Here is a 24155-nt window from a genome sequence, read left to right as displayed (position 1 = left end):
GTTTGAATCAACCCCTATTCATGACTTCATCTGATCGAAGAAGGCTGGTCGTATGGAATATAAGTATTTAACTGAAAAACCCGTTAGAATTGCTTCGAGAAGTGCAAGTGGGAAATAGGAAACAAATACAATATTAACGACGGAAAACATGCCATCGTTATAGCGTTGGTCCGAAAAGAGAAGTAATGTAATCAAGAGGAAAACTCCAACTAATACACCGATAAAGCCAGCAAGAAACCCTTTCATAAAATAAGGAAGTTGTTTAAACAGTTGAACAAGCCCAAAAGCTAAATACGCAGGTAAGGACATTAATAATGTATTTGCCCCCAGTGTACTTAAGCCTCCGTGTTGGAATAGAGTAGCTTGTAAAAGTAGGCCGATAAAAATTCCGATAGGTGCTCTTCTTCCTAATGTTAAGCCGAGAAAACCACTAAGTAGAGGGTGAATGGATGTAGGACCAACAGGAATATTAATTAATGAGGATACAAAAAAAGCGCCTGTAAGTAAGCTGATTTTTGGAATTTCATCCTCTTTAATCCCTTTAAGAGAATAAGCTAATAATCCGAATGCTCCAATAGTTGTGGCTGCTGCAACAGTTACGCTAAGTACCCCATCCGCCACATGCACGTGAATCCCTCCTTTCAAAGACGAATACTACACTGAGATTATTTATATAGAAGGGACAAACCAAGTATTCGTTCTACTTATTAATATCGAAATTATGTAAATGAAAAAAACCTCTTGTGTTAAAAGAGGGGACTGAAAAAGTGTGGTTTTCACTTTTTCAGTCCCCTTAAAGTAATGTGCGAAGCCATTATTGCTTCACAAGAGAGATTCTTAAATTATCTGAAAAAACCATTAAACATTTTCATTATTGGTCCAACTTGGTTCACAACGCCCATTACATTTTGTACGTTGTTTCCGATTTTCATTAAATCGACATTTCCATTTTGATCTCGGAAAAGTGAATTTAATCCTTGAGGCATCTGCCCTTGTCCTTGGAATGGTTGAACTTGGGGATTTTGTCCTTGCCCCTGAAAATGCTGTGATTGAGGCATTTGTCCTTGACCTTGTATTTGCTGTGATTGAGGTGGCTGTTGTGGCATGAAAAAGTCTCTACGAAATGGATTATCTTCTTGAATATATTGATTATGATGCTCGAACGGATTAAAACCCATGGGATTAAATCCCATTCCACTATTACCATTAAACGGTCCTTGCTGTCTTACTCTTGGTGGAAACATAGTATCCTCCCATAATTCATATTTTCTTAACAAATAATCTCATCAACTCTAATTAGTAACATTCTAGAAAAGAGTCTAATTATTACAGAGTATGGTAGCTACAAAATAAAGAAACGGCTAAGTAACCAGAAACTCAGTATCAGTAGGCCTATTTATTAAAAAAATTAGAGATGCATTACAAATGTCCAACCAAATTACACCTAACACAATATGCTAATAAGGAATAACGAAAGGGGCGATCTGACTGTCATAAGAGAGTTTACTTTCGTTTTTTAATTACTAATAACGCATTTGAGGAGGATGACCAATGTCTGTAAGTCATTATTATGATTTATGTAACAAAAGTATAGGTAGAGCGGTAGAGATTAGAGATATTCATGGCAATGTTCATAGAGGAATCATTGAAAGAGTGGATTATGAACAGGTATATCTTCGACCGTTAGATGGAGCTGCTCCACCACCGGCAGGACCAGGTGGACCAGGAATGTTTCTTTGGGGCTTTGGCGCAGGTGCATTATTTGGAGTTGGTCTAGGGGCAATTGCATCAATGGCATTTATGCCATACCCATATTGGTAAGGATTATTCGATGGGTGGCCTTTATTATAAGTGCCACCCTTTTTTAAAATATTTGAATATGTAAGGATGTGCTAGAACCAATGTTTGATAAACCAAGTTCTATTCAATTTGAAACGAAAAATCTCATTGTTAGAAATATAGAGATTATAGATAAATATCATATATATAACCTCTATTCTGATCCTGGTGTTATTCGTTTTGATAATAGTGATGGCTTGAAGAGCGTGGAAGAGGCTGAACAGTTTATAAGGCAAATTACTAACCCATACGTGAATACCGATTCGATAAGGTGGGCTATTATTCATAAGGAATCAGGAGAGTTTATTGGTACGTGTGGTTTTCGAAACTGGGACAGAGTATCGGATCATGCAGAAATTGGTGGAAATATACTTAGTGGGCATTGGGGCAAGAAATATGCTACTGAATTATTGCCTTCAATTGTTGATTATGGCTTTCGTGTCCTTCAGTTAAACAAGGTTCATGCCTATACGATTAGAAAGAATAAACCTGTTTTAAAATTACTAAAAAAGTATAACTTTAAAATAGAAGGTTATTTACGAGAGTATCAGCTTATTAAAGGAAAATATGAGGATGTTGTCGTTTATGGGATATTAAAAAGTGAGTGGAAAAAATAATAAACCAGGCACTCCAACTGCCTAATTTTCATAAATATGAATTATCAGTTGGAGAGGGTGATGTGATTGGATAGATCAGGATCGATGAAGAACTGGAAAGATTCAATACCTGATTTTTTAGGGAATGATTTTTTTTCAGAATTTAAAGGTTTAGTATCTGATAACAACGGAAGTGCGAGAGCGAATATTTATGAATCTGGTAATGAAATTATTTGCACATTATCTTTACCGGGGTTAAAGCTTGAAGAGGTAGATATTTATGTTTATCAACGAACGCTAGAAATAAGAGGTACACTGCACTTTGATTACCAAGGGTATCGATTAATTCAAGAAGAGATATCCCAAGGGACTATTAAACGGTCAATTGAGTTGCCATATCCTGTACGTGATGACATGGTCGATGCTACCTATCGAAATGGGATATTAATTATTCATTTACATCGATTAATTCAATCTAACAAGGTTAGAAAAAAAGTAAATGTAAAGAACTTAGATGATGTATAGAGGCTGTACTCAAGACTGACAATTCATGTGTGTCAAAGTTCTCTATTACTTTGTGAAAATAAAATAGTTAGTAAGCTTGGTTATTTTGTTGAAATTTGGAATGAAGGGAATTCTTTAGAATATAAATACGATGAGTTGCAGTAATTTGTAATTCTTTGAACTAGCAGCTAAGAAAAACAAAACGGAGGTGACGTAGTGGGTTTTTTTGATAATCATGGCTTAAGCTTCAGGAAGAAAAAGGCTCTAGAAAGTGATCGTCATACAGACTTACTTGGAATAGAGCAGGCTGAAAAGGAAGCCAAAATTCCTGAAGTAGAAAATCAAAAAATACTTCAAAGATCCCTTAAGTACGGATTAGAAGCAGCTCCATCGATTGGAGATCGTACAATTTCCACGTTCACGAGAGAGCCACGTCCTGCATATGCGGGTATTCCTACTTTTTTGCGAACTCCATTTTTAGAAGACGTACGTAAAGTAGGGGAGTATGATGTGGCATTTATTGGTGTGCCTTTTGATATTGGTACGACATACAGAGCGGGTGCTAGGTTTGGTCCTGAGGCAATGAGAAGAATTTCAAAGTTATATACATCATATAGCTATGAAAAAGGCGTCGATTTAGCTGAATCTTTGAAGATGTGTGATGTTGGTGATGTCTTTACAATAGCGAATATTGAGAAAAGCTTTGACCAAATTTATAAAGCAGTTTCTCATGTATTTGCGCAAGGGACTTTACCTGTCATGTTAGGGGGAGACCATGCCATTGGATATCCATGTCTAAAGGCAATTGCGGAAAACGTTGATGGTAAAGTAGGTATTATTCATATGGATCGCCATTTGGACTTACAGGAAAAAGATATGGATGAACGGATGCATACGACTCCTTGGTTCCATGCGACAAATATTCCGAATGCTCCGCCAGAAAATCTTGTTCAAGTTGGTATTGGTGGCTGGCAAGTACCACGTGAAGCTGTGCAAAATGTACGTAAATTTAACACAACAGCAATATCAATTGGTGATATTCAGCGATTAGGGGTAAAGAAAGTTGCTGAAATAGCTCTTGAGAAGGCGTGGCAAGGAGGAGCGAAAGCAGTCTATTTAAGTGTGGATATTGATAGTTTTGATGCTGGTTTTGTTCCAGGTACAGGTTGGCCTGAACCAGGAGGCTTTTTACCAAGAGAAGGTCTAGAATTCTTAGATATTGTTGCTAGAGAAGGTATTTGTGGAATGGAATTAGTTGAAGTTTCTCCACCATATGATGTAAGTGATCAAACAGCATTATTAGGTACGCGTTGTATTGCTGATGTATTAGCTTCAATGGTTGATGCAGGGAAACTTGGGAAAAAGTTCACGTAAGCTATAGTGCTATTACAATTATTATATATCATACCGCCCTATTACGAGTGACTCACTCGTAGTAGGGCTCCATTCTTTAAATTCGATGTTTTTGGAAGAGTGGAAAAGATAAAAACACATTTTTTTGTAGTTTTCTTTGGGACAAGCTCACTTTTATTATGGAAGAGGAGTAAAGGTTATTTTTTCTTGAATCATACTATAAGTTAAGAATAGAACAACTTGTGAGGAGGGGTAATCGAAGTGCATGCTATTGATATTAAAGAAATTGTATATGAATATCCGGATACAACAAAGGCTGTTGACCGTTTATCACTGCAAATACCAATAGGGTCTAAGGTGGCATTATTAGGTCCTAATGGAGCTGGAAAGTCTACACTGCTACATCATCTAAATGGTTTAAAATTTCCTCAAGAAGGCTCTATATCGATTATGGGAATCCCTTTAAATAAAAAAACAGTACGAACAATTCGTCAGAAAGTGGGGTTGGTGTTTCAGGACCCTGATGACCAAGTATTCTCGGGAACTGTGTGGGAGGATGTTCAGTTTGGTCCACGAAATTTAGGATTAACAGAAGAGGAAATAGAAGAGGTTTGCGAAGTAGCTCTAGGTTCAGTTGGAATGAGAGAATTTAAAGGGAAGGCGCCATATCATTTGAGTTATGGTCAGAAGAAGAGAGTCGCGATTGCAGGGATATTAGCAATGAGACCTGATATTGTGATTTTAGATGAACCGATGGCATACCTTGACCCTGAAGGGCAAGATGAGGTGGCTGGGTTGCTACAAGGGTTAAACTTTTTAGGAAAAACAATATTGCTTTCCACCCATGATGTTGATTTCGCGGCTTCATGGGCAGATATTATCATTTTGATGAGGGAGGGAAAAATATTATCTGTAGGTGGACCTGAGTTATTAGTAGATGAGGATTCAATTAGAAAGGCAAGACTACACCTACCGAGAATTTCAAGACTATTTCGGATGTTACCAGATGTAAACTGTGAAAGGCTTCCTACAAATGAGCAAGAAGCAGTAAGGCTGTTATATGAAATGTTAAGTACTAATGAGGGAAGTTCGAACCAAGAAATGATGTAAGTTATGTGTACACTAGATTTTAGAATAGTAGATACAGAAGTCCACTAAAAAAGTGTAAAATCACACTTTTTCAGTGGACTCAGTTTTGTGGCACTAAAAAAACACTAAATCTGTGTTTGTGCTTGGTCGACAACATCAGGATCATTCGTTAAGTTAGCATTGTTGAACTGCAATGGACTGAAGTTTGCATCCCCTGGTTGTGTGTAGCCTGAGTTTAGTTTTAAATTTGCTTGATGTCCCTTGTGGACAGCGTGACCAAAGTTCATAGAGGCATTACTAGCTGCTTGATTTACCCTTATCCCGAGGATATTGTTCATATGTGTGAAGAAAGTAATCTCCTCCCAACGTGTGTACTTACTCTTTCATCCTATGTAGTAGGAGGAATAATGACACAGCTATTATAGAAAAAGAACTAATAAAAAAATACTACTTGTTCTTCTAAAAAACTATGTCAAAAACCCAATGGGTGAATAAACATATATTGTTACAAATCAATAGGAGGTTTTTATATGATTAGAGCGCACGTATGTGGTCAAGGGGAGACGTTACATTTTTTAGCTAAAAAGTATAACATTGATGTGAATTTATTATTATCCTATAATCAACATATTCAAGACCCCACAAGTATCATTGAAGGGGCGCAAGTGACAATACCTTCTATTATGGGATTAGATGGATTGTGGGACGGATCCGATAATAAAGGTAATGTGTGTGCATATGTGTCTGATGAACCTGTACATTACAATAAACCAAACATCCCTCATTGGCCATCAGAAGATTATTTGGTTAAGCATGGACACCAAGCTGAACAACAATTACCTAAGATGAGAAATGAAGAACAACAGTATCGTTCAGTAGCAGACCAGCCTCAAGCAATTATGTATCCGCAATATCAATATCCAAATCAAGTTGGCTATTATTATCCTTACTATTGGTATCAAGGCCAGTAGAAGCTAGATATTAGTAGAAACGTCACCCCATCCACCAAAGTTTCTCGTTTAGATGGGGTGACTGACTCTTAGAGGAGGGGAGAGCATGAATAATAACTTTTCACAAAACTGGAAAAGTATGCTGCCGAAATTTCTAGGGGACGATTTCTTCTCTAGCTTTGATAATTTATCAAATGAGAATAGTGTAGTGAGGATGAATATGTATGAAACTAGTAATGAGCTTTTATGTGTCTTTACATTGCCTGGGCTTAAACTAGAGGAAGTTGATATTTATGCATATGAAAGGACGCTAGAAGTAAGAGGCACTCTTCATACTGATTTCTCTGGGTTCCGTATTATTCAAGAAGAAATCCCGCAAGGTCCATTTAAACGTACAATAGAGTTACCTTTCCCGATTAGAGATGATAAAATCGATGCTGCTTATCAGAAAGGTTTATTGGTCATTCATTTGCATCGATTAATTCGCTCAAATCACTTGAAGAACAAGGTAAGCATAAAGAATTTAGATGATGAGTAGTGTGGATTACGACTAAGAAGAATATAAAAAAGTAAATGCCTATGACCTTTTTTCGCTAATTGGTCATAGGCATTTACTTTTAGCCTTCTTGATGAGTATTCATGTTTTCCATATTCTCTATATCTTCAAATTGATCCAAATCCTCTACTTCACTCACTTCTGTCGTATCCAAATCATTAAATTTAATGTCGTCATGTTCATTAATTAACTTCTTGATGTTTTCAGGATCTGTTAGGGCTGTCATGCCAATATTTAAAGTGCCTGACAACTCTTTAACAGTTAATTCTTGAATTTTGTAATTAATATTTTCAATTGTAATCGGTTGAAGGTTCTCGATTTTTTCCTTTAGTTGCTTATTTTCTTCTTCGATATCCTCAATTTTCTTTTGCAACTCCTCTAATATGTCTAGAGGGTTTGGCAAGTGAAAGTTATCTTCATAGTTATAACTTTCACTAACCATTTCGTTTTCGAGTGGATTATAATCCTTTTGTTGCTGATATAGGTATTCTGGAAGTTGATGTGCACCCTGTTGATACTGATTTATATAGCCAGGTTGTTGTTGATAATACCGAGGCCAGTAGTAATAATAAATAATAACCCCTCCCTAAATAGTTATCTCTCCTACTAAAATATGATTTGTAGCTCAATGTATGACGAAGATTATAGTTGAATATATCCTTTTCTACTGTTAGAAGAGTGGACTATCCAGAATATGGAGGTAACCCAATTGTTTCTACATCAATTATTTGAGGGTTTTCATTTTCATCGTTATTCTCTGGTTCAGTTTCTTCATAATTTGGTTTTGGATATCGAGCTGATGATGAATGATTATCCGTAAACACAGTTTTTCCAATATTTAATGAACCAATGGTACTTATCGAGTTAATACGAATATTCTTTATATTAATTTGCATGGCTCAAGTCCTTTCTAAACTATAAATTTAGACCTGCGCTTGGGCTTGATCTGTTACGTCTGGATCATTAACTAAATTAGCATTATTAAATTGCAATGGACTAAAGTTTGCATCCCCAGCTTGATAATAACCTACATTCATTTTGACATTCGCCTGGTGTCCTTTATGAAGAGTATTACCAAAGTTCATAGAGGCGTTATTAGAGGCATTATTAACTCGAATCCCGACGATGTTATTTACATGTGTCAAAATAACTTCCTCCCGTTTTTAGCCTTTACTATATTCTTATGTATATATATAGACGAATGTCACAAGTTTCATGATAAAAGAAAAAAACGTACTTTAATCAAAAGTGATTAAAGTACGTTTTTTGTGTTCCTTTAAATCCATGCTGCACCAATGATAACGAGTAAAATAAATAAAACAAGGATTAAAATAAAATCGCTCGTGTACCCACCATCCATGATAAATGCCTCCTTTTCTACTTTTCCATTTCATAGTATGGAATTTTAGTAAAGGGGTGAGGAAGAGAGACTGTTTATTTTTTACATTATTATTATACATCTCCTCGTAATGCTCGAAAGTAATCTTCTTTCGTTGGTACTTCATTCTTATCTATAACATTCTCAATGTATTCTCTAAGCCGTTGGTTTTGTTGTACCATTTGTTCATTTGCTGATGTTAAGTACTCAATTTTTAGTTGAAGTGAACTTAGAGAGTCTATACCTGAGGGTATGTCATGTTGAATGTTGTGCTTTTTCTCGTTAGTAATGTCAGCTAACTTACTTTCAATTAATTCTTCTAAGTATGCACGATTTTCTAGGATTAATCTGTCTAGGCGTTTAAGGTTATTTTCGATTAATTCTAATCGTTTTTCGTCCAAGAGTCAAAACCTCCTTTTCACATAGTACATTCTTAATGATGTATGTGAATGCGTATTTAATTATGACTTGACTATTTAAGATAGCATCGTCATTTCAACAACATATAATAGTTAAAGAAGTGTTTTGAAGATTGGTGATAGCTATGAACTTTGAACAATTAGATGTATCTGGTAGTTGGTTAGACGCTATAGGGCAAATTCTTTCATCTATAGGTGAGACTAGAAACTTAGTCGGATTAGATGATGATTTAGTTTATGAGATTATTAAAATAGGTGAAGGTTTACAGGCATTCGGAAACGCTTTACAAGCGATTGATGAAGAAGAACCGATTGCGGAAATAGGTGATTGGATAGAGGCTGCTGGTGCAGCAACAGCATCAATCGCAGCAGCAAGACAGTTGGAGGAAGAAAGCATTGATAATGTACGTTTAGAGGCATTGGGTGATTCTTTGCAAGCACTAGGTCCAGTACTAGCTTCATTAGTAGAAGAAGATAGACGGTTGCTTGTAAGCTATTTTCTACAGTCGATAGGTGCTGGGCTAGAAGCGATTGGGGCTGTGAGTGAAATTCATGGAAAAGAAGGCAAGGGAGATATTCTATCAACTGTCGGAAGTTGGACACAAACGTCTGGATCCATTTTACAAGCGGTTATTGTTACGTACAAAATTCGATAAGGAGTAATAGGAAAACAGAACTAGTGAAAATTCATAGCCAAATTAGAGGAGAGGTTTAGTAAATAATGTAGCTTAGCCTCTTTTTTCTTTTTGTGTATTTTTTTGAAAGTAATGGAAAAATTAACAGAGAAGATTTATACCACTTTGGAGGTTATATATGCATGCCGATTATAATATCTGTTAGTACAATCACACCTTCCAATAAAATAATTCAGTCTGACACGGCAGAATTTGCAAGAGAACTATTCCATGAGGAATTTCATGATATTAATAGGTTATTACAAGTATTTGATAACGGTCAAATTAAACATAGAAATTTCTCAATGCCTCTTGATTGGTATTATAAAGACCATACATTAAAAGAAAGAAATGACCTTTATATTCAGCTCGCAACAGAGTATGGAAAAGAGGCAATTGAACTGTGCTTATCAAATGAAGAATTTCTAGATAGTCCAGTTGACTGTAGTGAAATTGATGCAATTTATTTTATTTCAAGTACTGGTTTTTCTACTCCAACTATTGAAGCGAAAATAGCAAACTTACTCCCCTTTAAATCAAATATTAAGCGGGTTCCGATATGGGGTCTTGGTTGTGCTGGAGGGGCTTCTGGATTAAGTCGGGCGTATGAATTTTGTTTAGCATATCCGAAAGGGAAGGTTCTCGTTCTTTGCACTGAATTATGTAGTCTAACCTTTCAAAAAGAGGACCAATCAAAGAGCAACTTAATCGGAACCTCTTTGTTTGCTGATGGTGTTGCGTGTGCCTTAGTAGCTGGAGATGAAGTAAACGACATACAAGTAACGAAGAACACACTGCCTGTGATTTCAGGAACTGATTCTCAGCTAATGCCTAATTCAGAGGACGTAATGGGCTGGGAGGTTAAGAATGACGGGTTGAATGTTGTTTTTTCTAGAAGTATCCCTTCATTAATTAAAAACTGGTTTGGTCCTGTTGTTCAAGATTTTTTGAAGGAACATCAAATTTCATTAGAGGAAGTGGATTACTTTGTAGCTCATCCTGGCGGAAAGAAAGTTCTCGATGCTTATGAAAAGATGTTTGATGAAAAAAGAGACATGACGAGTATTTCAAGGAAAATTCTTGAAGACAATGGTAATATGTCAGCACCTACAGTGTTATTTGTACTGAATGAATTTATGAAAAAGGATTCCGATGTAGGACAAGTAGGGTTACTTGGGGCATTAGGTCCAGGGTTTAGTTCGGAGCTCGTTCTTTTAGAATGGAAGTAGGAGGAGGGATGTAATGATACTTTTTTATGTAATTGTCGGAATTGTAATTTTGCAACGATTGGTTGAATTAATGATAGCAAATAGAAATGCAGATTGGATTAAAGCAAAAGGTGGATACGAGGTTGGTGAGAAGCATTATAAATACATTGTATTCGTTCATATTGGCTTCTTTCTTTCCTTATTATATGAAGTAGTTAATTTTGAGAAAACAATACTATCTTGGTGGTGGATTCCTTTCCTATTCTTTATCCTAGCCCAAATAGGTAGAGTGTGGAGCCTATCTTCATTAGGTCCATTTTGGAACACGAGGATTATGGTACTCCCAGGAGCTAATGTAGTCGCTAAAGGTCCATACCGATTTATGAGGCACCCTAATTATGTAATTGTGGCAACAGAAATTATCACTTTGCCAATCATTTTTCAAGCATACTGGACGGCGATAATTTTTACTTTGTTAAACTTAGTAGTCATGTCCATTCGTATACCTGAGGAAGAAAAAGCATTAATGAACGTAACAGATTATAATAATACCTTTATGGGTAGATATAGATTTTTTCCGAAATTTAAATAATTATAGACGAGTTGACTAAGAACAAAGCCACTGAAAATGTCTAATTCAGATTACTCCCCTAAAAAGTGCCTCTTTTTGTTTATAATGAAGACAAAGAGAGTCCTTTTCAATAAGCATGTTTGATAGTATCTTAACTGTAGGATATTCAAAAGGGGGCTAGATATCGATGTCGAAAAAAAAGAAGCAAAAATTCGAAGTGGGAGAAAATGAATCAATTGATCAATGCTTACAAAGGATGGAACAAGAAGGATATATGCCAACAAGGCGAATGGAAGAGCCAGTTTTTCAAGAGGTAATGACAAATGGAAAACAGGAGTTTGTGCCAATAAGACAAAAGATTGTATTTGAAGGGGTATTAAAATAGTATAAGGAGGAGTGAAGACGAGGTGAGTGTCACTATCGTCTTTTTTTATGTTTGTTTAGAAAATCGAAACAACTTCAAAGAGATTTGATTCATAGTTTTAGTATGTCAACAAATAACAGACTTTTCATACAGAAAAAGGTTGGTATAGCAATCATGAGATAGGTTTCATTGGAATAGCTTGTAAAAAGCGAACAATAAACTAACGGAATCTAATAATGTTCGATTTTTCATTGACAAATCTTCTGACAAACTGCTAAGATGTACATGTACATTAATAAAATAATTCCTCATATAATTTAGGAAATATGGCCTAAAAGTTTCTACCTGACGACCGTAAATCATCAGACTATGAGGGAAAGCGACTCTTCTAACACACTCCAGTGTGTAAAGAAGTGATTACAACGCTTATGTTTAGTGTTGTTTTGCTTTCTCGCCATAGATTAGGTAGAGAGCGGACAATACTAAAGATAAGCGTTTTTTATGTTTATTGTGCAAAAAAGGTCGGATTTTATCAAAACAATACAATTATATAAAATAATTTACATAAATATTTATTAATACGGGAGGTACAACAATGGAGCCATTAGTAGGTGTCATCATGGGAAGCATATCTGATTGGGAAACGATGAAGCATGGGTGCGACATCTTAGATGAATTAGGAGTGCCATATGAAAAGAAGGTCGTTTCTGCTCACCGTACACCAGACTTAATGTTTGACTATGCCGAAACAGCTAGAGAACGTGGCATTAAAGTTATTATTGCAGGAGCTGGAGGTGCTGCTCATCTACCAGGAATGGTAGCGGCAAAGACAATCGTTCCAGTCATTGGTGTACCAGTTCAGTCGAAGGCACTTAACGGACTTGATTCACTCCTATCTATTGTTCAAATGCCTGGTGGAGTTCCTGTTGCTACAGTCGCTATTGGAAAGGCAGGAGCTACAAATGCAGGATTATTAGCAGCACAAATGCTTGGGACGCAATTCCCGGAGTATGCTGATAAGCTTGAAGTACGTCGTCAAGAAACGAAAGAACAAGTACTTGAAAGTAGTGAACAACTATGACGAAACGTCTTATTGAACCCGGTAAGACAATCGGAATATTAGGTGGAGGACAATTAGGTAGAATGATGGCTCTTTCAGCTAAAGCCATGGGTTATCGAATTGCTGTACTTGAACCTAAGAGTGATTCACCTTGTGGGCAAGTTGCTGATGTTGAAGTCATTGCTAATTATGATGACCTAGGCGGAGCAGAAGAGCTTGCAAAGGAATGTGATGTACTTACTTATGAATTTGAAAATATTGATGGACAAACGGCTCAATTTTTAGAAGAAAACTTGTACCTGCCTCAAGGTCATAAGTTGTTACTTACAACGCAAGACCGAGGGTTAGAAAAAAATGCAATTGAATCATTAGGTATTCCAGTTGCACCTTATTATTTAGTTAAGACAGAAAATGATTTACAAAAGGCTATTGAAGAAGTTCGAATTCCATCCGTTTTGAAAACGTGTCGAGGTGGTTATGATGGCAAGGGACAAGCTGTTATTCGTGAGAAGGCGGATATAGCAACTGCCTTTCAAACGTTAGATGGTAAAGGTGAGCTTGTACTTGAGAAGTGGATTCCATTTGATAAAGAATTATCAGTTATCGTAACAAGAAGTGTTTCGGGTGAAGTAAAAACGTTTCCGGTAGCTGAAAATATACATGAAAATAATATTTTGCATCAAACTATTGTACCAGCTCGTATCCCTGAAATTGTTCAAGATAGAGCAAGAGGGCTGGCGATACGACTAGCTGAAGGATTAAATATGGTTGGGACTCTAGCAGTTGAAATGTTTTTAACAAAAGACAATGAACTATATGTTAATGAAGTAGCTCCTCGGCCACATAATTCAGGACATTATACGATGGAAGCGTGTGAAACATCACAGTTTGAACAGCATGTGAGAGCGATTTGTGACTTGCCACTTGGACAAACAAACCTCCTTAAACCAGTTGTTATGGTGAACATTCTAGGAGAGCATTTATCACCAGTGCTAGACAAGCTACAACAATTTGATACCATCAAACTTCATCTATATGGGAAAGAAGAAGCAAAGCAAGGGAGAAAGATGGGGCATATCAATGTGTTAGCTGATACAGTGGAAGAGGCTTTAGATAAAGTTGATTCGTTAAATATTTGGTAGACATGCTAAAATAACAACGTATTGAAAATTTTACGATAAATGAAGTGGAGGAAACAAAAGATGATTGAACGTTATACACGCCCGGAGATGGGTGCTATCTGGACAGAGGAAAATAAATTCCAAGCATGGTTAGAGGTTGAAATTGTGGCCTGCGAAGCATGGGCTGAATTAGGGGATATTCCAAAGGAAGATGTTCAGAAGATTCGTGAGAAAGCAACATTTGATGTTGCTCGTATCCATGAAATTGAAGAGGAGACTCGTCACGATGTTGTTGCCTTCACTCGTGCTGTATCTGAAAGCTTAGGAGAAGAAAGAAAATGGGTTCATTACGGACTAACTTCTACAGATGTTGTTGATACGGCATTATCTTATCTATTGAAACAAGCAAATGAAATTTTAGAAAAAGACCTAGTGAACTTTATTGAAATTTTAAAAAATAAAGCAATTGAACATAAATATACAGTAATGATGGGGCGTACTCATGGTGTACATGCTGAGCCAACAACATTCGGCTTAAAGCTTGCTCTATGGTACGAGGAAATGAAGCGTAACCTAGAACGTTTCAGAGCAGCAGCAGAAGGTGTTCGCTTTGGTAAGTTATCGGGTGCAGTTGGAACATTTGCTAATATTGACCCTTTTATTGAAGAGTATGTTTGTAAGAACCTTGGATTAAATGCTGCACCTGTTTCAACACAAACATTACAACGTGACCGTCATGCAGACTACATGTCTACATTAGCCCTTATTGCTACTTCAATCGAAAAGTTTGCAGTAGAGATTCGTGGATTACAAAAGAGTGAGACTCGCGAAGTGGAAGAGTTCTTCGCAAAAGGTCAAAAGGGATCATCAGCAATGCCACATAAACGAAACCCAATTGGTTCAGAAAATATGACTGGTCTTGCTCGTGTGATTCGTGGCTATATGATGACTGCTTATGAAAATGTTCCATTATGGCATGAGCGTGATATCTCTCATTCATCTGCAGAACGCGTCATCATTCCAGATGCAACTATCGCATTAAACTACATGTTAAACCGTTTCGGTAATATCGTGAAAAACTTAACGGTATTCCCTGAAAATATGAAGCGTAACATGACGAGAACATACGGTTTAATTTACTCTCAACGTGTAATGTTAACTTTAATTGATAAAGGAATGGCACGGGAAGAAGCATATGACCTTGTTCAACCAAAAGCAATGGAAGCTTGGGAGAAGGGTATTCAATTCAGAGAGCTAGTTGAAGCTGAAGAGCGCATCACAAATCAACTAACACCAGCTGAAATCGAAGAATGCTTCGACTACAACCATCACATGAAACACGTAGACACAATCTTTAACCGAACTGGACTTAATGGTTAATTATAAATGCTGAGTTATGAGTTATGAATTAAAAGCTTAATTGCGAATGTAATAAGTATGGATGGCTTTGCCATCCATGCAATTCGTAACTAATAACTCATAATTCATAATTCCAAAAAATTGGGGGTTTCTTTGTGGAGAAGCTAGAGATGTTGTATGAGGGTAAGGCGAAGCGGATTTTTAAAACAGATGATTCGAATGTATTTTGGATTGAGTATAAAGACGAAGCAACTGCCTTTAATGGTGAAAAAAAAGATACAATTGAAGGAAAAGCAAAGTTAAACAATCAAATCACATCAATAATTTTTGAAAAACTAACAACTGCTGGAATTAACAATCACTTTATTAAGCAATTGTCTGAAACAGAGCAGCTAGTACAAAAGGTAACGATTATTCCTTTAGAAGTAGTTGTACGTAACATTGTAGCAGGTAGCCTTTCTAAGCGATTAGGGTTTGAAGAGGGTGTAGTACTAGATGAAGCAATCGTTGAATTTTACTACAAAGATGACGACTTAGGTGACCCTCTTATAAATGAAGATCACATTCGAGTCTTAAATATAGCAACTCCAGAGCAATTAGTAAAAATCCGTGAATTAGGATTAGCTGTTAATAACGTGCTAGTAGATATATTTAAAGAAGTAAATGTTCGCCTTGTAGATTTTAAACTAGAATTTGGTTTGACTGAAAATGGAGATGTGCTCCTCGCTGACGAAGTGTCACCTGATACTTGCCGTTTATGGGATATGGATTCAAATCAAAAGTTTGATAAAGATATTTACCGTAGAAACCTTGGTAGTTTACAAGATGCTTATCAAGAAATTTTAAATCGCTTAGGAGGATCATCATGTACAAAGTAAAAGTTTATGTAACATTAAAAGAAAGTGTTCTAGACCCACAAGGAAGTGCAGTTAAAGGTTCATTACATGCATTAACATATACAGAGGTAGAAGAAGTGCGTATTGGAAAATACATGGAACTGACAGTTGAAAAGACTGATAATGTTGACCAACGTATTAAGGAAATGTGCGAAAAGCTTTTAGCTAACACAGTTATTGAGGATTACCGTTATGAACTGGAGGAGGTTAACCCATCATGAAGTTTGCAGTCATCGTTTTTCCAGGATCAAACTGTGACTCCGATATGTATCACGCAATCAAAGACGAGCTAGGTGCTGATGTTGAATATGTATGGCATGCAGAAACTAGTTTAGAAGGTTTTGATGGAGTATTAGTACCAGGAGGCTTCTCTTATGGAGACTATCTTCGTTCAGGTGCAATTGCACGCTTTGCAAATATTATGGACTCGGTAAAAAAAGCAGCAGAAGCAGGAAAGCCAGTATTAGGCGTTTGTAATGGGTTTCAAATACTGCTTGAAGCAGGCTTATTACCAGGTGCTATGAAACGTAATCAGAACTTAAAGTTCATTTGTCGTCCCGCTAATTTAGTTGTGGAAAACAATGAAACAATGTTTACATCTGAGTACGAAAAGGGAGAAGTTGTGAATATTCCTGTTGCTCACGGTGAGGGTAACTACTATTGTGATGATGAAACATATGAACAACTAAAAGTAAACAATCAAATTGCTTTCACATATCAAAGTAATATTAACGGTTCAAGAAATGATATCGCGGGAATAGTGAATGAAAAAGGAAACGTTCTTGGAATGATGCCTCACCCAGAACGTGCAGTAGACCAAATGATAGGCAGCGAAGACGGTTTGAAGCTGTTTAAATCAATTTTACGTAATTGGAGGGAAACCAATGTCGCTACATCGTGAACCAACACCAGAAATGATTAAGGAACAGAAGATTTATGCTGAAATGGGATTAACAGACGAAGAGTTTGGACTAGTAGAAAACATTCTTGGTCGTTTACCAAACTATACGGAAACTGGTCTTTTCTCAGTTATGTGGTCTGAGCATTGTAGTTACAAGAACTCTAAAGTTCTATTGAAAAAATTCCCAATCGATGGAGAGAAAGTACTTCAAGGACCAGGTGAAGGTGCTGGGATCATTGATATTGGTGATGAACAAGCGGTTGTTTTTAAAATGGAAAGTCACAATCACCCTTCAGCAATCGAGCCATATCAAGGGGCTGCTACTGGTGTTGGTGGTATTTTACGTGATGTATTCTCAATGGGTTCACGTCCAATTGCTCTTTTAAATTCATTACGATTTGGTGAGTTAACTTCGCCAAAAGTGAAATATTTATTTGAAGAAGTTGTAGCTGGAATCGCTGGGTATGGAAACTGTGTTGGGGTACCAACTGTAGGGGGAGAAATTCAATTTGATCCTTGCTACGAAGGAAACCCGCTTGTAAACGCTATGTGTGTCGGCTTAATTGATCATAAGGACATTCAAAAGGGACAAGCAAAAGGTGTAGGTAACACGGTTATGTATGTTGGTGCGAGTACTGGTCGTGATGGAATTCACGGTGCAACATTTGCTTCTGAGGAACTAAGTGAAGCATCTGAAGAGAAGCGTCCTGCAGTTCAGGTTGGAGACCCATTCATGGAGAAGCTACTGCTTGAAGCTTGTCTAGAATTAATTCAATCGGATGCTCTTGTTGGTATTCAAGACATGGGTGCAGCTGGTCTTACATCTTCTTCAGCGGAAATGGCTAGTAAAGCTGGTTCTGGAATTGAAATGAACTTAGATGAAGTACCTCAACGTGAAAAAGGTATGACTCCTTACGAAATGATGCTTTCTGAATCACAAGAACGTATGTTAATTGTTGTTCAAAAGGGCCGTGAAGCTGAAATTGAAGAAATCGTTAATCGTTGGGGATTACTTTCAAAAGTAGTTGGTCACGTAACAGATGATAAAAAGCTACGCCTTCTTCATAAAGGTGAAGTAGTAGCAGATGTACCTGTTGATGCATTAGCGGAGGACGCACCTGTTTATCATAAGCCATCTGCAGAACCGGCTTATTATGCTGAGTTTCAATCACAAGATAATGTGATTCCTGACATTACAGATGCGAAGGATACACTAATAAATCTATTAAGTCAGCCTACGATTGCAAGTAAAGAGTGGGTTTATAATCAATATGACTATATGGTTCAAACGAATACCGTTGTTTCTCCTGGTTCAGATGCTGCAGTCGTTCGTATTCGTGGAACGAAGAAAGCATTAGCGATGACAACAGACTGTAACTCTCGCTATCTTTATTTAGACCCTGAAGTAGGTGGGAAGATTGCGATTGCAGAAGCAGCTCGTAATGTTGTATGTTCTGGTGGAGTACCATTAGGTGTAACAGACTGTTTAAACTACGGAAATCCAGAACGTCCGGAAATTTTCTGGCAGCTTGAAAAGTCTACTGATGGTATGAGTGAAGCTTGCCGTACGTTAGAAACACCAGTTATCGGAGGAAACGTATCTCTTTATAACGAACGTAGTGGTGAAGCAGTTTACCCAACACCAACAATTGGTATGGTTGGTTTAATCGAAGATACAGATTACATTACAACACAAGAATTCAAACAAGCTGGAGATTTAATTTACGTTATTGGTGACACGAAAGCTGAATTTGGCGGAAGTGAACTCCAAAAATTAATGTATGGAAAAATCTTTGGTAAAGCTCCAAGCATCGATTTAGATGTAGAGAAGAATCGTCAAAAGCAATTATTACAAGCGATCCATAACGGTTTAGTACAGTCAGCTCATGACGTTGCTGAAGGTGGACTTGCTGTAGCTATAGCAGAAAGCATGATGGAAACAAGTGTAGGGGCAAGTGTAACAGTCGATGGAGAAGTAGTTACAGAGTTATTTGCTGAGAGCCAGTCTCGTTTTGTTGTGTCAGTGAAAAAAGAAAATCAAGCAGCGTTTGAGAGTGTTGTTGAAGACGCGAAGCTTATTGGTGAAGTAGTTGCTGAACAAGAATTGACTATTACACACACAAGCGGGGAAAACGTACTTAAAACTTCACAACAAGAGATTCAAACAGCTTGGAAAGGAGCTATTCCATGCTTGCTGAAATCAAAGGCTTAAATGAAGAGTGTGGCGTATTTGCGATTTGGGGGCACAAGGATGCTGCCCAAATCACTTATTACGGCCTTCATAGTCTTCAGCACCGAGGACAAGAGGGTGCTGGAATTGTTGTGACTGATGGAGAGAAGCTATCAATCCATAAAGGATTAGGCTTAGTAAATGAAGTGTTCGATTCTAGTAAGTTCACAGAATTATATGGTAAAGCAGCTATTGGTCATGTTCGTTATGCAACAGCAGGTGGCGGTGGATTAGTTAATTGTCAACCTCTATTATTTCAATCACAAACGGACGGGCTATCGATTGCTCACAACGGTAATTTAGTTAATGCGAATGCATTAAAGCATCAATTAGAGAGCCAGGGTAGCATCTTCCAATCTACTTCTGATACAGAAGTTGTTGCTCATTTAATTAAACGTAGTGTATACCCTCGTCTTGAGGATAAATTCAAAAATGCCTTATCAATGATTAAAGGGGCTTATGCCTTTGCTGTTATGACAGAGAATAAGCTAATGGTTGCCCTTGATCCTAATGGTCTACGTCCACTATCTCTTGGTCGATTAGGAGATGCGTACGTAGTCGCTTCTGAAACATGCGCATTTGATATTGTCGGAGCAACGTTTGAGCGAGAGGTAAAACCAGGAGAACTAATAGTCATTGATGATAATGGAATCACTTCTGAAATGTTTGCTCGTTCAACTTCTCGCGCAATCTGTAGTATGGAGTATATCTATTTTGCTCGTCCTGACAGTAATGTCGATGAAATTAATGTTCATACGGCAAGAAAGAGCCTTGGAAAGCAGTTGGCTATTGAGTCGCCAATTGAAGCTGATGTTGTTACAGGGGTACCTGATTCTAGTATTTCAGCTGCTATTGGATATGCTGAGCAAACTGGAATTCCATATGAGCTAGGAATGATTAAGAACCGTTATGTTGGCCGTACATTTATTCAACCTTCGCAAGAGCTACGTGAGCAAGGTGTTAAAATGAAGCTTTCGCCAGTTCGCGGAGTAGTTGAAGGTAAGCGTGTTGTAATGATCGATGATTCGATCGTTCGCGGTACGACTAGTCGTCGAATCGTTAAAATGCTACGTGAAGCTGGGGCAACTGAGGTTCATGTACGTATAAGCTCACCGCCAATTACAAACCCATGCTTTTATGGGATTGATACGTCTACTACTGAAGAGTTAATTGCTAGCAATCATTCAATTGAAGAAATGCGTGAAATGATGGGCGCAGATACACTAGCATTTTTAAGTATAGAAGGGTTAACTCAAGGAATTGGAAGACCGGATGAAGATGCCAATTGTGGCCAATGTCTAGCGTGCTTTACTGGACAATATCCAACAGAGATTTATCCTGATACACTTCATCCCCATGATAAATCGTAATAGGAATAAACATGCTCATAGCAATGGTATGCTGCTGAACCTTATTACCCCTTGTTAGGAGGGAGCTCTTTCTTAGCAGGGGTACATACATAGCAAGCAACGCCATTGCTTCTTGAATTTTTGGAGATAAATAAGTATAAACAGTTGTAAGCAAATTCAAAGAAGGCAATGGCCCGCACACTACACGACTAACACCAAGAAAACCGCTTGTTGTTAGTCTCAAAACATAGTAGTTTCTTCGGACATTGCAGAAAAGACGCTTAAAGCGTTTTTCTTATAAAAAAGAGGAGGGTTTATATGTCTGAGGCATATAAAAAAGCAGGTGTAGATATTGAAGCTGGATATGAAGCTGTTGAGCGCATGAAAAAGCATGTGGCACGTACAAAACGTCCAGAAGTGCTAGGAGGTCTTGGCTCATTCGGAGGAATGTTTGATCTATCAAGCTTTCAATTGAAAGAACCTGTCCTTGTATCAGGAACAGATGGAGTAGGAACGAAGCTAATGCTTGCCTTTATGATGGATAAACACGACACAATTGGTGTAGATGCCGTTGCTATGTGTGTAAATGATATCGTTGTTCAAGGTGCGGAGCCTCTTTACTTTTTAGACTATATTGCATGTGGGAAATCAGAACCTGAGAGAATTGAAGCGATTGTTAAAGGGATTGCTGATGGATGTGAGCAAGCAGGCTGTGCGATTGTTGGCGGAGAAACTGCTGAAATGCCTGGTATGTATAGTGAAGAAGAATATGATTTAGCAGGGTTTTCAGTAGGAATTGTTGAAAAATCAAAGCTAATTACTGGTGAATCTATTCAAGAAGGGGACGTTATGATTGGTCTTGCTTCAAATGGATTACACAGTAACGGCTTTTCTTTAGTCAGAAATGTCTTATTAGATACGAACAACCTAGACTTAAATGAAACGTACGGTGAGCTAGAAGGTACTCTGGGAGAAGAACTTCTTCGTCCGACACGTATTTATGTTAAACCACTTCTTGAAATTATGAAGCGATTTGACATTAAAGGTCTTTCGCATATTACTGGTGGTGGATTCTATGAAAATATTCCAAGAATGCTTCCAGCAGGTGTTGGTGCAGAAGTAGATTACGGCTCATGGCCAATCCCTCCAATCTTTGACTTAATAGAAGAAAAAGGGGAAATCAGCAAGAAAGACTTATTCTCAACGTTCAATATGGGAATTGGAATGGTAGTTGTTGTTTCAAATGATGATTTAATCCCTGTTTTAAATGAAATTGAATCTCTTGGTGAGAAAGCTTACATCATTGGACGCGTAACAAAAGGTGAAGGTGTAACGATCGGGGGATTAGAATAAAATGAAAAAAATTGCAGTCTTCGCATCAGGGAACGGCTCCAATTTTCAAGCGATTATTGATGCTGTCGAGAAGCAGCAATTAAATGTAGAAATCGCTCTGCTTGTTTGTGATAGGCCAGAAGCGAAATCTATTGAACGAGCAAAAAATCATGGCATTGCAACATTTGCATTTGTTCCAAAAGACTATTCTTCGAAGGTAGATTTTGAAAAAGAAATTCTAGCTAACTTACAGGATCATAATGTAGATTTTATTGCTTTAGCAGGCTATATGAGATTAATCGGTGAAACTCTGTTGAGGGCTTATGAAGGCAAAATTGTGAATATACATCCTTCACTATTGCCCTCGTTCCCAGGGAAAGATGCGATCGGACAAGCATTTGATGCAAAAGTGAAAGTAACGGGCGTAACAATTCATTTTGTTGATGAAGGAATGGATACAGGACCAATCATAGCCCAAGAAGCAGTCACTATTGATGACGCTGAAACACTCCAGTCGTTAACAGGGAAAATTCAAAAGGTAGAGCACGGGCTGTATCCGAGTACGTTGGAGAAACTGCTTAATTAATTATGAATTATGGGTTATGAGTTATGAATTGAAAAGCGACTTAATTTAGAATTGCAAATGAAAACCTTTTAAGTTCCTTGTAAACAATAGAATTTTCTGGCTGTTTACAGCCGGAAAATTCGCAATTCGCAATTCGCAATTCGCAATTCGCAATTCGCAATTCGCAATTCGCAATTCGCAATTCGCAATTCGCAATTCGCAATTCGCAATTCGCAATTCGCAATTCGCAATTGACAATTATCAATTAAAAGTTCGAGGGGAGAACGAGGATATTATGGCAATTAAGCGCGCACTTGTAAGTGTTTCAGATAAGGAAGGGATTATTCCTTTTGTACAAGCATTAGTAGAGCAAGGTGTAGAAGTAGTGTCAACTGGTGGAACGAGAAAGGCATTAGAAGAGGCTGGTGTAGCTGTAACTGGAATCTCTGAAGTGACAGGCTTTCCTGAAATTTTAGATGGTCGAGTGAAAACATTACATCCAAATATCCATGGTGGTCTTTTAGCGATGAGAGATAATAATGACCATGTAGCACAAATTGAAGAGCATAATATTACACCGATTGATTTAGTTGTTGTTAATTTATATCCATTTGCACAAACAATTGCAAAGCCAGATGTTGCATTTGCTGATGCGATTGAGAATATTGACATCGGTGGTCCAAGCATGCTTCGTTCAGCAGCAAAAAACCATGCCCATGTGACAGTACTTGTAGACCCTGCTGATTATGCAACTGTCTTAGATGAGCTAAAGGCAGATGGAGAAGTTCAATCTGAAACACGTCGTAAACTTGCAGCAAAAGTATTCCGTCATACAGCTGCATACGATGCTGTAATTGCAGAGTATTTAACGAATCAAGTAGGTGAAGAAAGTCCAGAGTCGTTCACTGTTACATATGAAAAGCAACAGGACCTTCGTTATGGAGAAAACCCTCATCAGAAAGCAACATTTTATAAAAAGCCATTAGGAGCATCTAGTTCAATTGCAGCGGCTAAGCAATTAAATGGTAAAGAATTATCTTATAATAACATTAATGATGCAGATGCGGCTTTAGCGATTGTAAAAGAGTTTACAGAGCCTGCGGTTGTAGCAATTAAACATATGAACCCTTGTGGTGTTGGAGTAGGACAAACAATTGAAGAAGCATATGACAAAGCCTACGAAGCTGATCCAGTTTCAATTTTTGGTGGAATTATTGCCGCGAACCAAGAAATTGACAGAGAAACAGCACTAAAAATGAAAGAAATCTTTTTAGAGATAATAATTGCTCCATCATTTACTGAAGAAGCATTAGAAGTGTTAACAAGTAAGAAAAATTTACGTTTATTAACTCTTCCAGTAGAAAAGGGTAGTCAAGTGGAAAAGAAAGTAACATCAATTCATGGTGGAGCTCTTGTTCAAGAAGAAGACGCATTCGGATTTGATGATGCTGAAATTTCAATTCAAACAAAGCGTGAGCCAACGGAAGAAGAGTGGGCATCGTTGAAGCTTGCTTGGAAGGTAGTTAAGCATGTGAAGTCAAATGCGATTGTTCTTGCTAAAGATCAAATGACAATTGGTGTAGGTGCTGGACAAATGAACCGTGTAGGAGCTGCAAAAATTGCAATTGAGCAAGCTGGTGAAAAGGCAGCTGGTTCAGCTATGGGTTCGGATGCATTCTTCCCAATGAATGATACAGTAGAAGCAGCTGGTAAAGCGGGTGTAACTGCAATTATTCAGCCAGGTGGCTCGATCAAAGATGAAGATTCAATTGCAAAGGCAGATGAGCTAGGAATTGCGATGGTCTTTACTGGAGTACGTCACTTTAAACATTAATCAAACG

The 24155-nt window shown here is 37.6% G+C and carries 30 protein-coding genes and 1 riboswitch; of the genes, 22 read left to right on the top strand and 8 right to left on the bottom strand.

Going from position 1 to position 24155, the window contains the following annotated elements; all coding sequences use genetic code 11:
• Positions 1–18 precede the first annotated feature (18 nt).
• Together CD003_RS14890 and CD003_RS14885 are read right to left on the bottom strand one after the other, a co-directional pair.
• The gene (locus CD003_RS14890; RefSeq protein WP_096201842.1) at positions 19–627 is read right to left on the bottom strand and encodes a CbiM family transporter; all 609 of its coding nucleotides are present in this window, start codon (positions 625–627) and stop codon (positions 19–21) included.
• Positions 628–842: 215 nt separating this feature from the next.
• Entirely contained in the window at positions 843–1244 is a 402-nt protein-coding gene (locus CD003_RS14885; RefSeq protein ID WP_096201841.1) for a YppG family protein, read from the bottom strand.
• Between the two features lie 307 nt (positions 1245–1551).
• On the opposite strand from CD003_RS14885, the gene CD003_RS14880 reads away from it, so the two are divergent.
• The 5 genes from CD003_RS14880 to CD003_RS14860 all read left to right on the top strand — a co-directional run bounded on the left by CD003_RS14880 (position 1552) and on the right by CD003_RS14860 (position 5402).
• Complete coding sequence (locus CD003_RS14880; protein WP_096201840.1) at positions 1552–1821, top strand: hypothetical protein; 270 nt, start codon at positions 1552–1554, stop codon at positions 1819–1821.
• Between the two features lie 80 nt (positions 1822–1901).
• The gene (locus tag CD003_RS14875; RefSeq protein WP_096201839.1) at positions 1902–2456 is read left to right on the top strand and encodes a GNAT family N-acetyltransferase; all 555 of its coding nucleotides are present in this window, start codon (positions 1902–1904) and stop codon (positions 2454–2456) included.
• A 66-nt stretch (positions 2457–2522) separates the two neighbouring features.
• Complete coding sequence (locus CD003_RS14870) at positions 2523–2960, top strand: Hsp20/alpha crystallin family protein (protein WP_096201838.1); 438 nt, start codon at positions 2523–2525, stop codon at positions 2958–2960.
• Positions 2961–3155: 195 nt separating this feature from the next.
• On the top strand, positions 3156–4313 hold the full coding sequence (locus CD003_RS14865) for an agmatinase family protein (RefSeq protein ID WP_096201837.1): 1158 nt from the start codon (positions 3156–3158) through the stop codon (positions 4311–4313).
• A gap of 240 nt (positions 4314–4553) precedes the next feature.
• A complete protein-coding gene (locus tag CD003_RS14860) occupies positions 4554–5402 on the top strand; it encodes an ATP-binding cassette domain-containing protein (RefSeq protein WP_096201836.1) in 849 nt (282 codons plus the stop codon).
• Positions 5403–5506: 104 nt separating this feature from the next.
• On the opposite strand, the gene CD003_RS14855 is transcribed toward CD003_RS14860, so the two are convergent.
• Positions 5507–5719, bottom strand: a complete 213-nt coding sequence (locus CD003_RS14855; RefSeq protein WP_096201835.1) for a spore germination protein — start codon at positions 5717–5719, stop codon at positions 5507–5509.
• A 192-nt stretch (positions 5720–5911) separates the two neighbouring features.
• Between CD003_RS14855 and CD003_RS14850 the strand changes: the two genes are divergently transcribed.
• Together CD003_RS14850 and CD003_RS14845 are read left to right on the top strand one after the other, a co-directional pair.
• Entirely contained in the window at positions 5912–6352 is a 441-nt protein-coding gene (locus CD003_RS14850; RefSeq protein WP_096201834.1) for a LysM peptidoglycan-binding domain-containing protein, read from the top strand.
• Between the two features lie 85 nt (positions 6353–6437).
• Positions 6438–6869 carry an Hsp20/alpha crystallin family protein gene (locus CD003_RS14845; protein WP_096201833.1) on the top strand — a complete coding sequence of 144 codons (432 nt, stop codon included), beginning with the start codon at positions 6438–6440 and terminating at the stop codon, positions 6867–6869.
• A gap of 79 nt (positions 6870–6948) precedes the next feature.
• Here CD003_RS14845 and gerPC read toward each other — a convergent pair whose 3' ends face one another.
• The 5 genes from gerPC to CD003_RS14820 all read right to left on the bottom strand — a co-directional run bounded on the left by gerPC (position 6949) and on the right by CD003_RS14820 (position 8666).
• Positions 6949–7260, bottom strand: a complete 312-nt coding sequence (gerPC, locus tag CD003_RS14840) for a spore germination protein GerPC (protein ID WP_218838252.1) — start codon at positions 7258–7260, stop codon at positions 6949–6951.
• 310 nt (positions 7261–7570) lie between these two features.
• Positions 7571–7783, bottom strand: a complete 213-nt coding sequence (locus tag CD003_RS14835; RefSeq protein WP_096201831.1) for a hypothetical protein — start codon at positions 7781–7783, stop codon at positions 7571–7573.
• 27 nt (positions 7784–7810) lie between these two features.
• Positions 7811–8032: a spore germination protein gene (locus CD003_RS14830; RefSeq protein ID WP_257008324.1), complete on the bottom strand. Its 222-nt coding sequence runs from the start codon at positions 8030–8032 to the stop codon at positions 7811–7813.
• A gap of 131 nt (positions 8033–8163) precedes the next feature.
• Positions 8164–8247, bottom strand: coding sequence for a YjcZ family sporulation protein (locus CD003_RS14825; protein ID WP_096201830.1), 84 nt, complete (start codon positions 8245–8247; stop codon positions 8164–8166).
• Between the two features lie 92 nt (positions 8248–8339).
• Positions 8340–8666: a hypothetical protein gene (locus CD003_RS14820; protein WP_096201829.1), complete on the bottom strand. Its 327-nt coding sequence runs from the start codon at positions 8664–8666 to the stop codon at positions 8340–8342.
• 143 nt (positions 8667–8809) lie between these two features.
• On the opposite strand from CD003_RS14820, the gene CD003_RS14815 reads away from it, so the two are divergent.
• The 15 genes from CD003_RS14815 (at position 8810) to purH (ending at position 24148) form a co-directional block, all read left to right on the top strand.
• A complete protein-coding gene (locus tag CD003_RS14815; RefSeq protein WP_096201828.1) occupies positions 8810–9340 on the top strand; it encodes a DUF6944 family repetitive protein in 531 nt (176 codons plus the stop codon).
• Positions 9341–9501: 161 nt separating this feature from the next.
• The gene (locus CD003_RS14810) at positions 9502–10587 is read left to right on the top strand and encodes a type III polyketide synthase (RefSeq protein WP_096201827.1); all 1086 of its coding nucleotides are present in this window, start codon (positions 9502–9504) and stop codon (positions 10585–10587) included.
• A 13-nt stretch (positions 10588–10600) separates the two neighbouring features.
• The gene (locus CD003_RS14805) at positions 10601–11158 is read left to right on the top strand and encodes an isoprenylcysteine carboxyl methyltransferase family protein (protein ID WP_179295565.1); all 558 of its coding nucleotides are present in this window, start codon (positions 10601–10603) and stop codon (positions 11156–11158) included.
• Positions 11159–11324: 166 nt separating this feature from the next.
• Entirely contained in the window at positions 11325–11522 is a 198-nt protein-coding gene (locus CD003_RS14800) for an NETI motif-containing protein (RefSeq protein WP_096201826.1), read from the top strand.
• 267 nt (positions 11523–11789) lie between these two features.
• Positions 11790–11891, top strand: a riboswitch (purine riboswitch).
• 205 nt (positions 11892–12096) lie between these two features.
• Entirely contained in the window at positions 12097–12582 is a 486-nt protein-coding gene (gene purE / locus CD003_RS14795) for a 5-(carboxyamino)imidazole ribonucleotide mutase (protein ID WP_096201825.1), read from the top strand.
• Entirely contained in the window at positions 12579–13703 is a 1125-nt protein-coding gene (gene purK / locus CD003_RS14790; protein WP_096201824.1) for a 5-(carboxyamino)imidazole ribonucleotide synthase, read from the top strand. Before purE ends, purK begins: the two co-directional genes overlap by 4 nt.
• 60 nt (positions 13704–13763) lie before the next feature.
• On the top strand, positions 13764–15062 hold the full coding sequence (purB, locus tag CD003_RS14785; protein ID WP_096201823.1) for an adenylosuccinate lyase: 1299 nt from the start codon (positions 13764–13766) through the stop codon (positions 15060–15062).
• Between the two features lie 134 nt (positions 15063–15196).
• A complete protein-coding gene (gene purC / locus CD003_RS14780) occupies positions 15197–15919 on the top strand; it encodes a phosphoribosylaminoimidazolesuccinocarboxamide synthase (protein ID WP_096201822.1) in 723 nt (240 codons plus the stop codon).
• Entirely contained in the window at positions 15907–16158 is a 252-nt protein-coding gene (gene purS / locus CD003_RS14775) for a phosphoribosylformylglycinamidine synthase subunit PurS (RefSeq protein ID WP_096201821.1), read from the top strand. The genes purC and purS overlap by 13 nt, the downstream gene beginning before the upstream one ends.
• A complete protein-coding gene (purQ, locus tag CD003_RS14770) occupies positions 16155–16838 on the top strand; it encodes a phosphoribosylformylglycinamidine synthase subunit PurQ (protein ID WP_096201820.1) in 684 nt (227 codons plus the stop codon). The genes purS and purQ overlap by 4 nt, the downstream gene beginning before the upstream one ends.
• Positions 16822–19050, top strand: coding sequence for a phosphoribosylformylglycinamidine synthase subunit PurL (gene purL, locus CD003_RS14765; protein WP_096201819.1), 2229 nt, complete (start codon positions 16822–16824; stop codon positions 19048–19050). The genes purQ and purL overlap by 17 nt, the downstream gene beginning before the upstream one ends.
• The gene (gene purF, locus CD003_RS14760; RefSeq protein WP_096201818.1) at positions 19026–20438 is read left to right on the top strand and encodes an amidophosphoribosyltransferase; all 1413 of its coding nucleotides are present in this window, start codon (positions 19026–19028) and stop codon (positions 20436–20438) included. The genes purL and purF overlap by 25 nt, the downstream gene beginning before the upstream one ends.
• Positions 20439–20735: 297 nt before the next feature.
• The gene (gene purM, locus CD003_RS14755; protein WP_096201817.1) at positions 20736–21770 is read left to right on the top strand and encodes a phosphoribosylformylglycinamidine cyclo-ligase; all 1035 of its coding nucleotides are present in this window, start codon (positions 20736–20738) and stop codon (positions 21768–21770) included.
• Position 21771: 1 nt separating this feature from the next.
• The gene (purN, locus tag CD003_RS14750; RefSeq protein ID WP_096201816.1) at positions 21772–22335 is read left to right on the top strand and encodes a phosphoribosylglycinamide formyltransferase; all 564 of its coding nucleotides are present in this window, start codon (positions 21772–21774) and stop codon (positions 22333–22335) included.
• A gap of 274 nt (positions 22336–22609) precedes the next feature.
• Entirely contained in the window at positions 22610–24148 is a 1539-nt protein-coding gene (gene purH, locus CD003_RS14740) for a bifunctional phosphoribosylaminoimidazolecarboxamide formyltransferase/IMP cyclohydrolase (RefSeq protein WP_096201815.1), read from the top strand.
• Positions 24149–24155: the final 7 nt, after the last annotated feature.

The organism is Bacillus sp. FJAT-45350 (genome assembly GCF_002335805.1).
In the GTDB taxonomy this organism is placed as follows: Bacteria; Bacillota; Bacilli; order Bacillales; family NISU01; genus FJAT-45350.
This window is presented reverse-complemented; position numbering and strand designations above follow the sequence as displayed.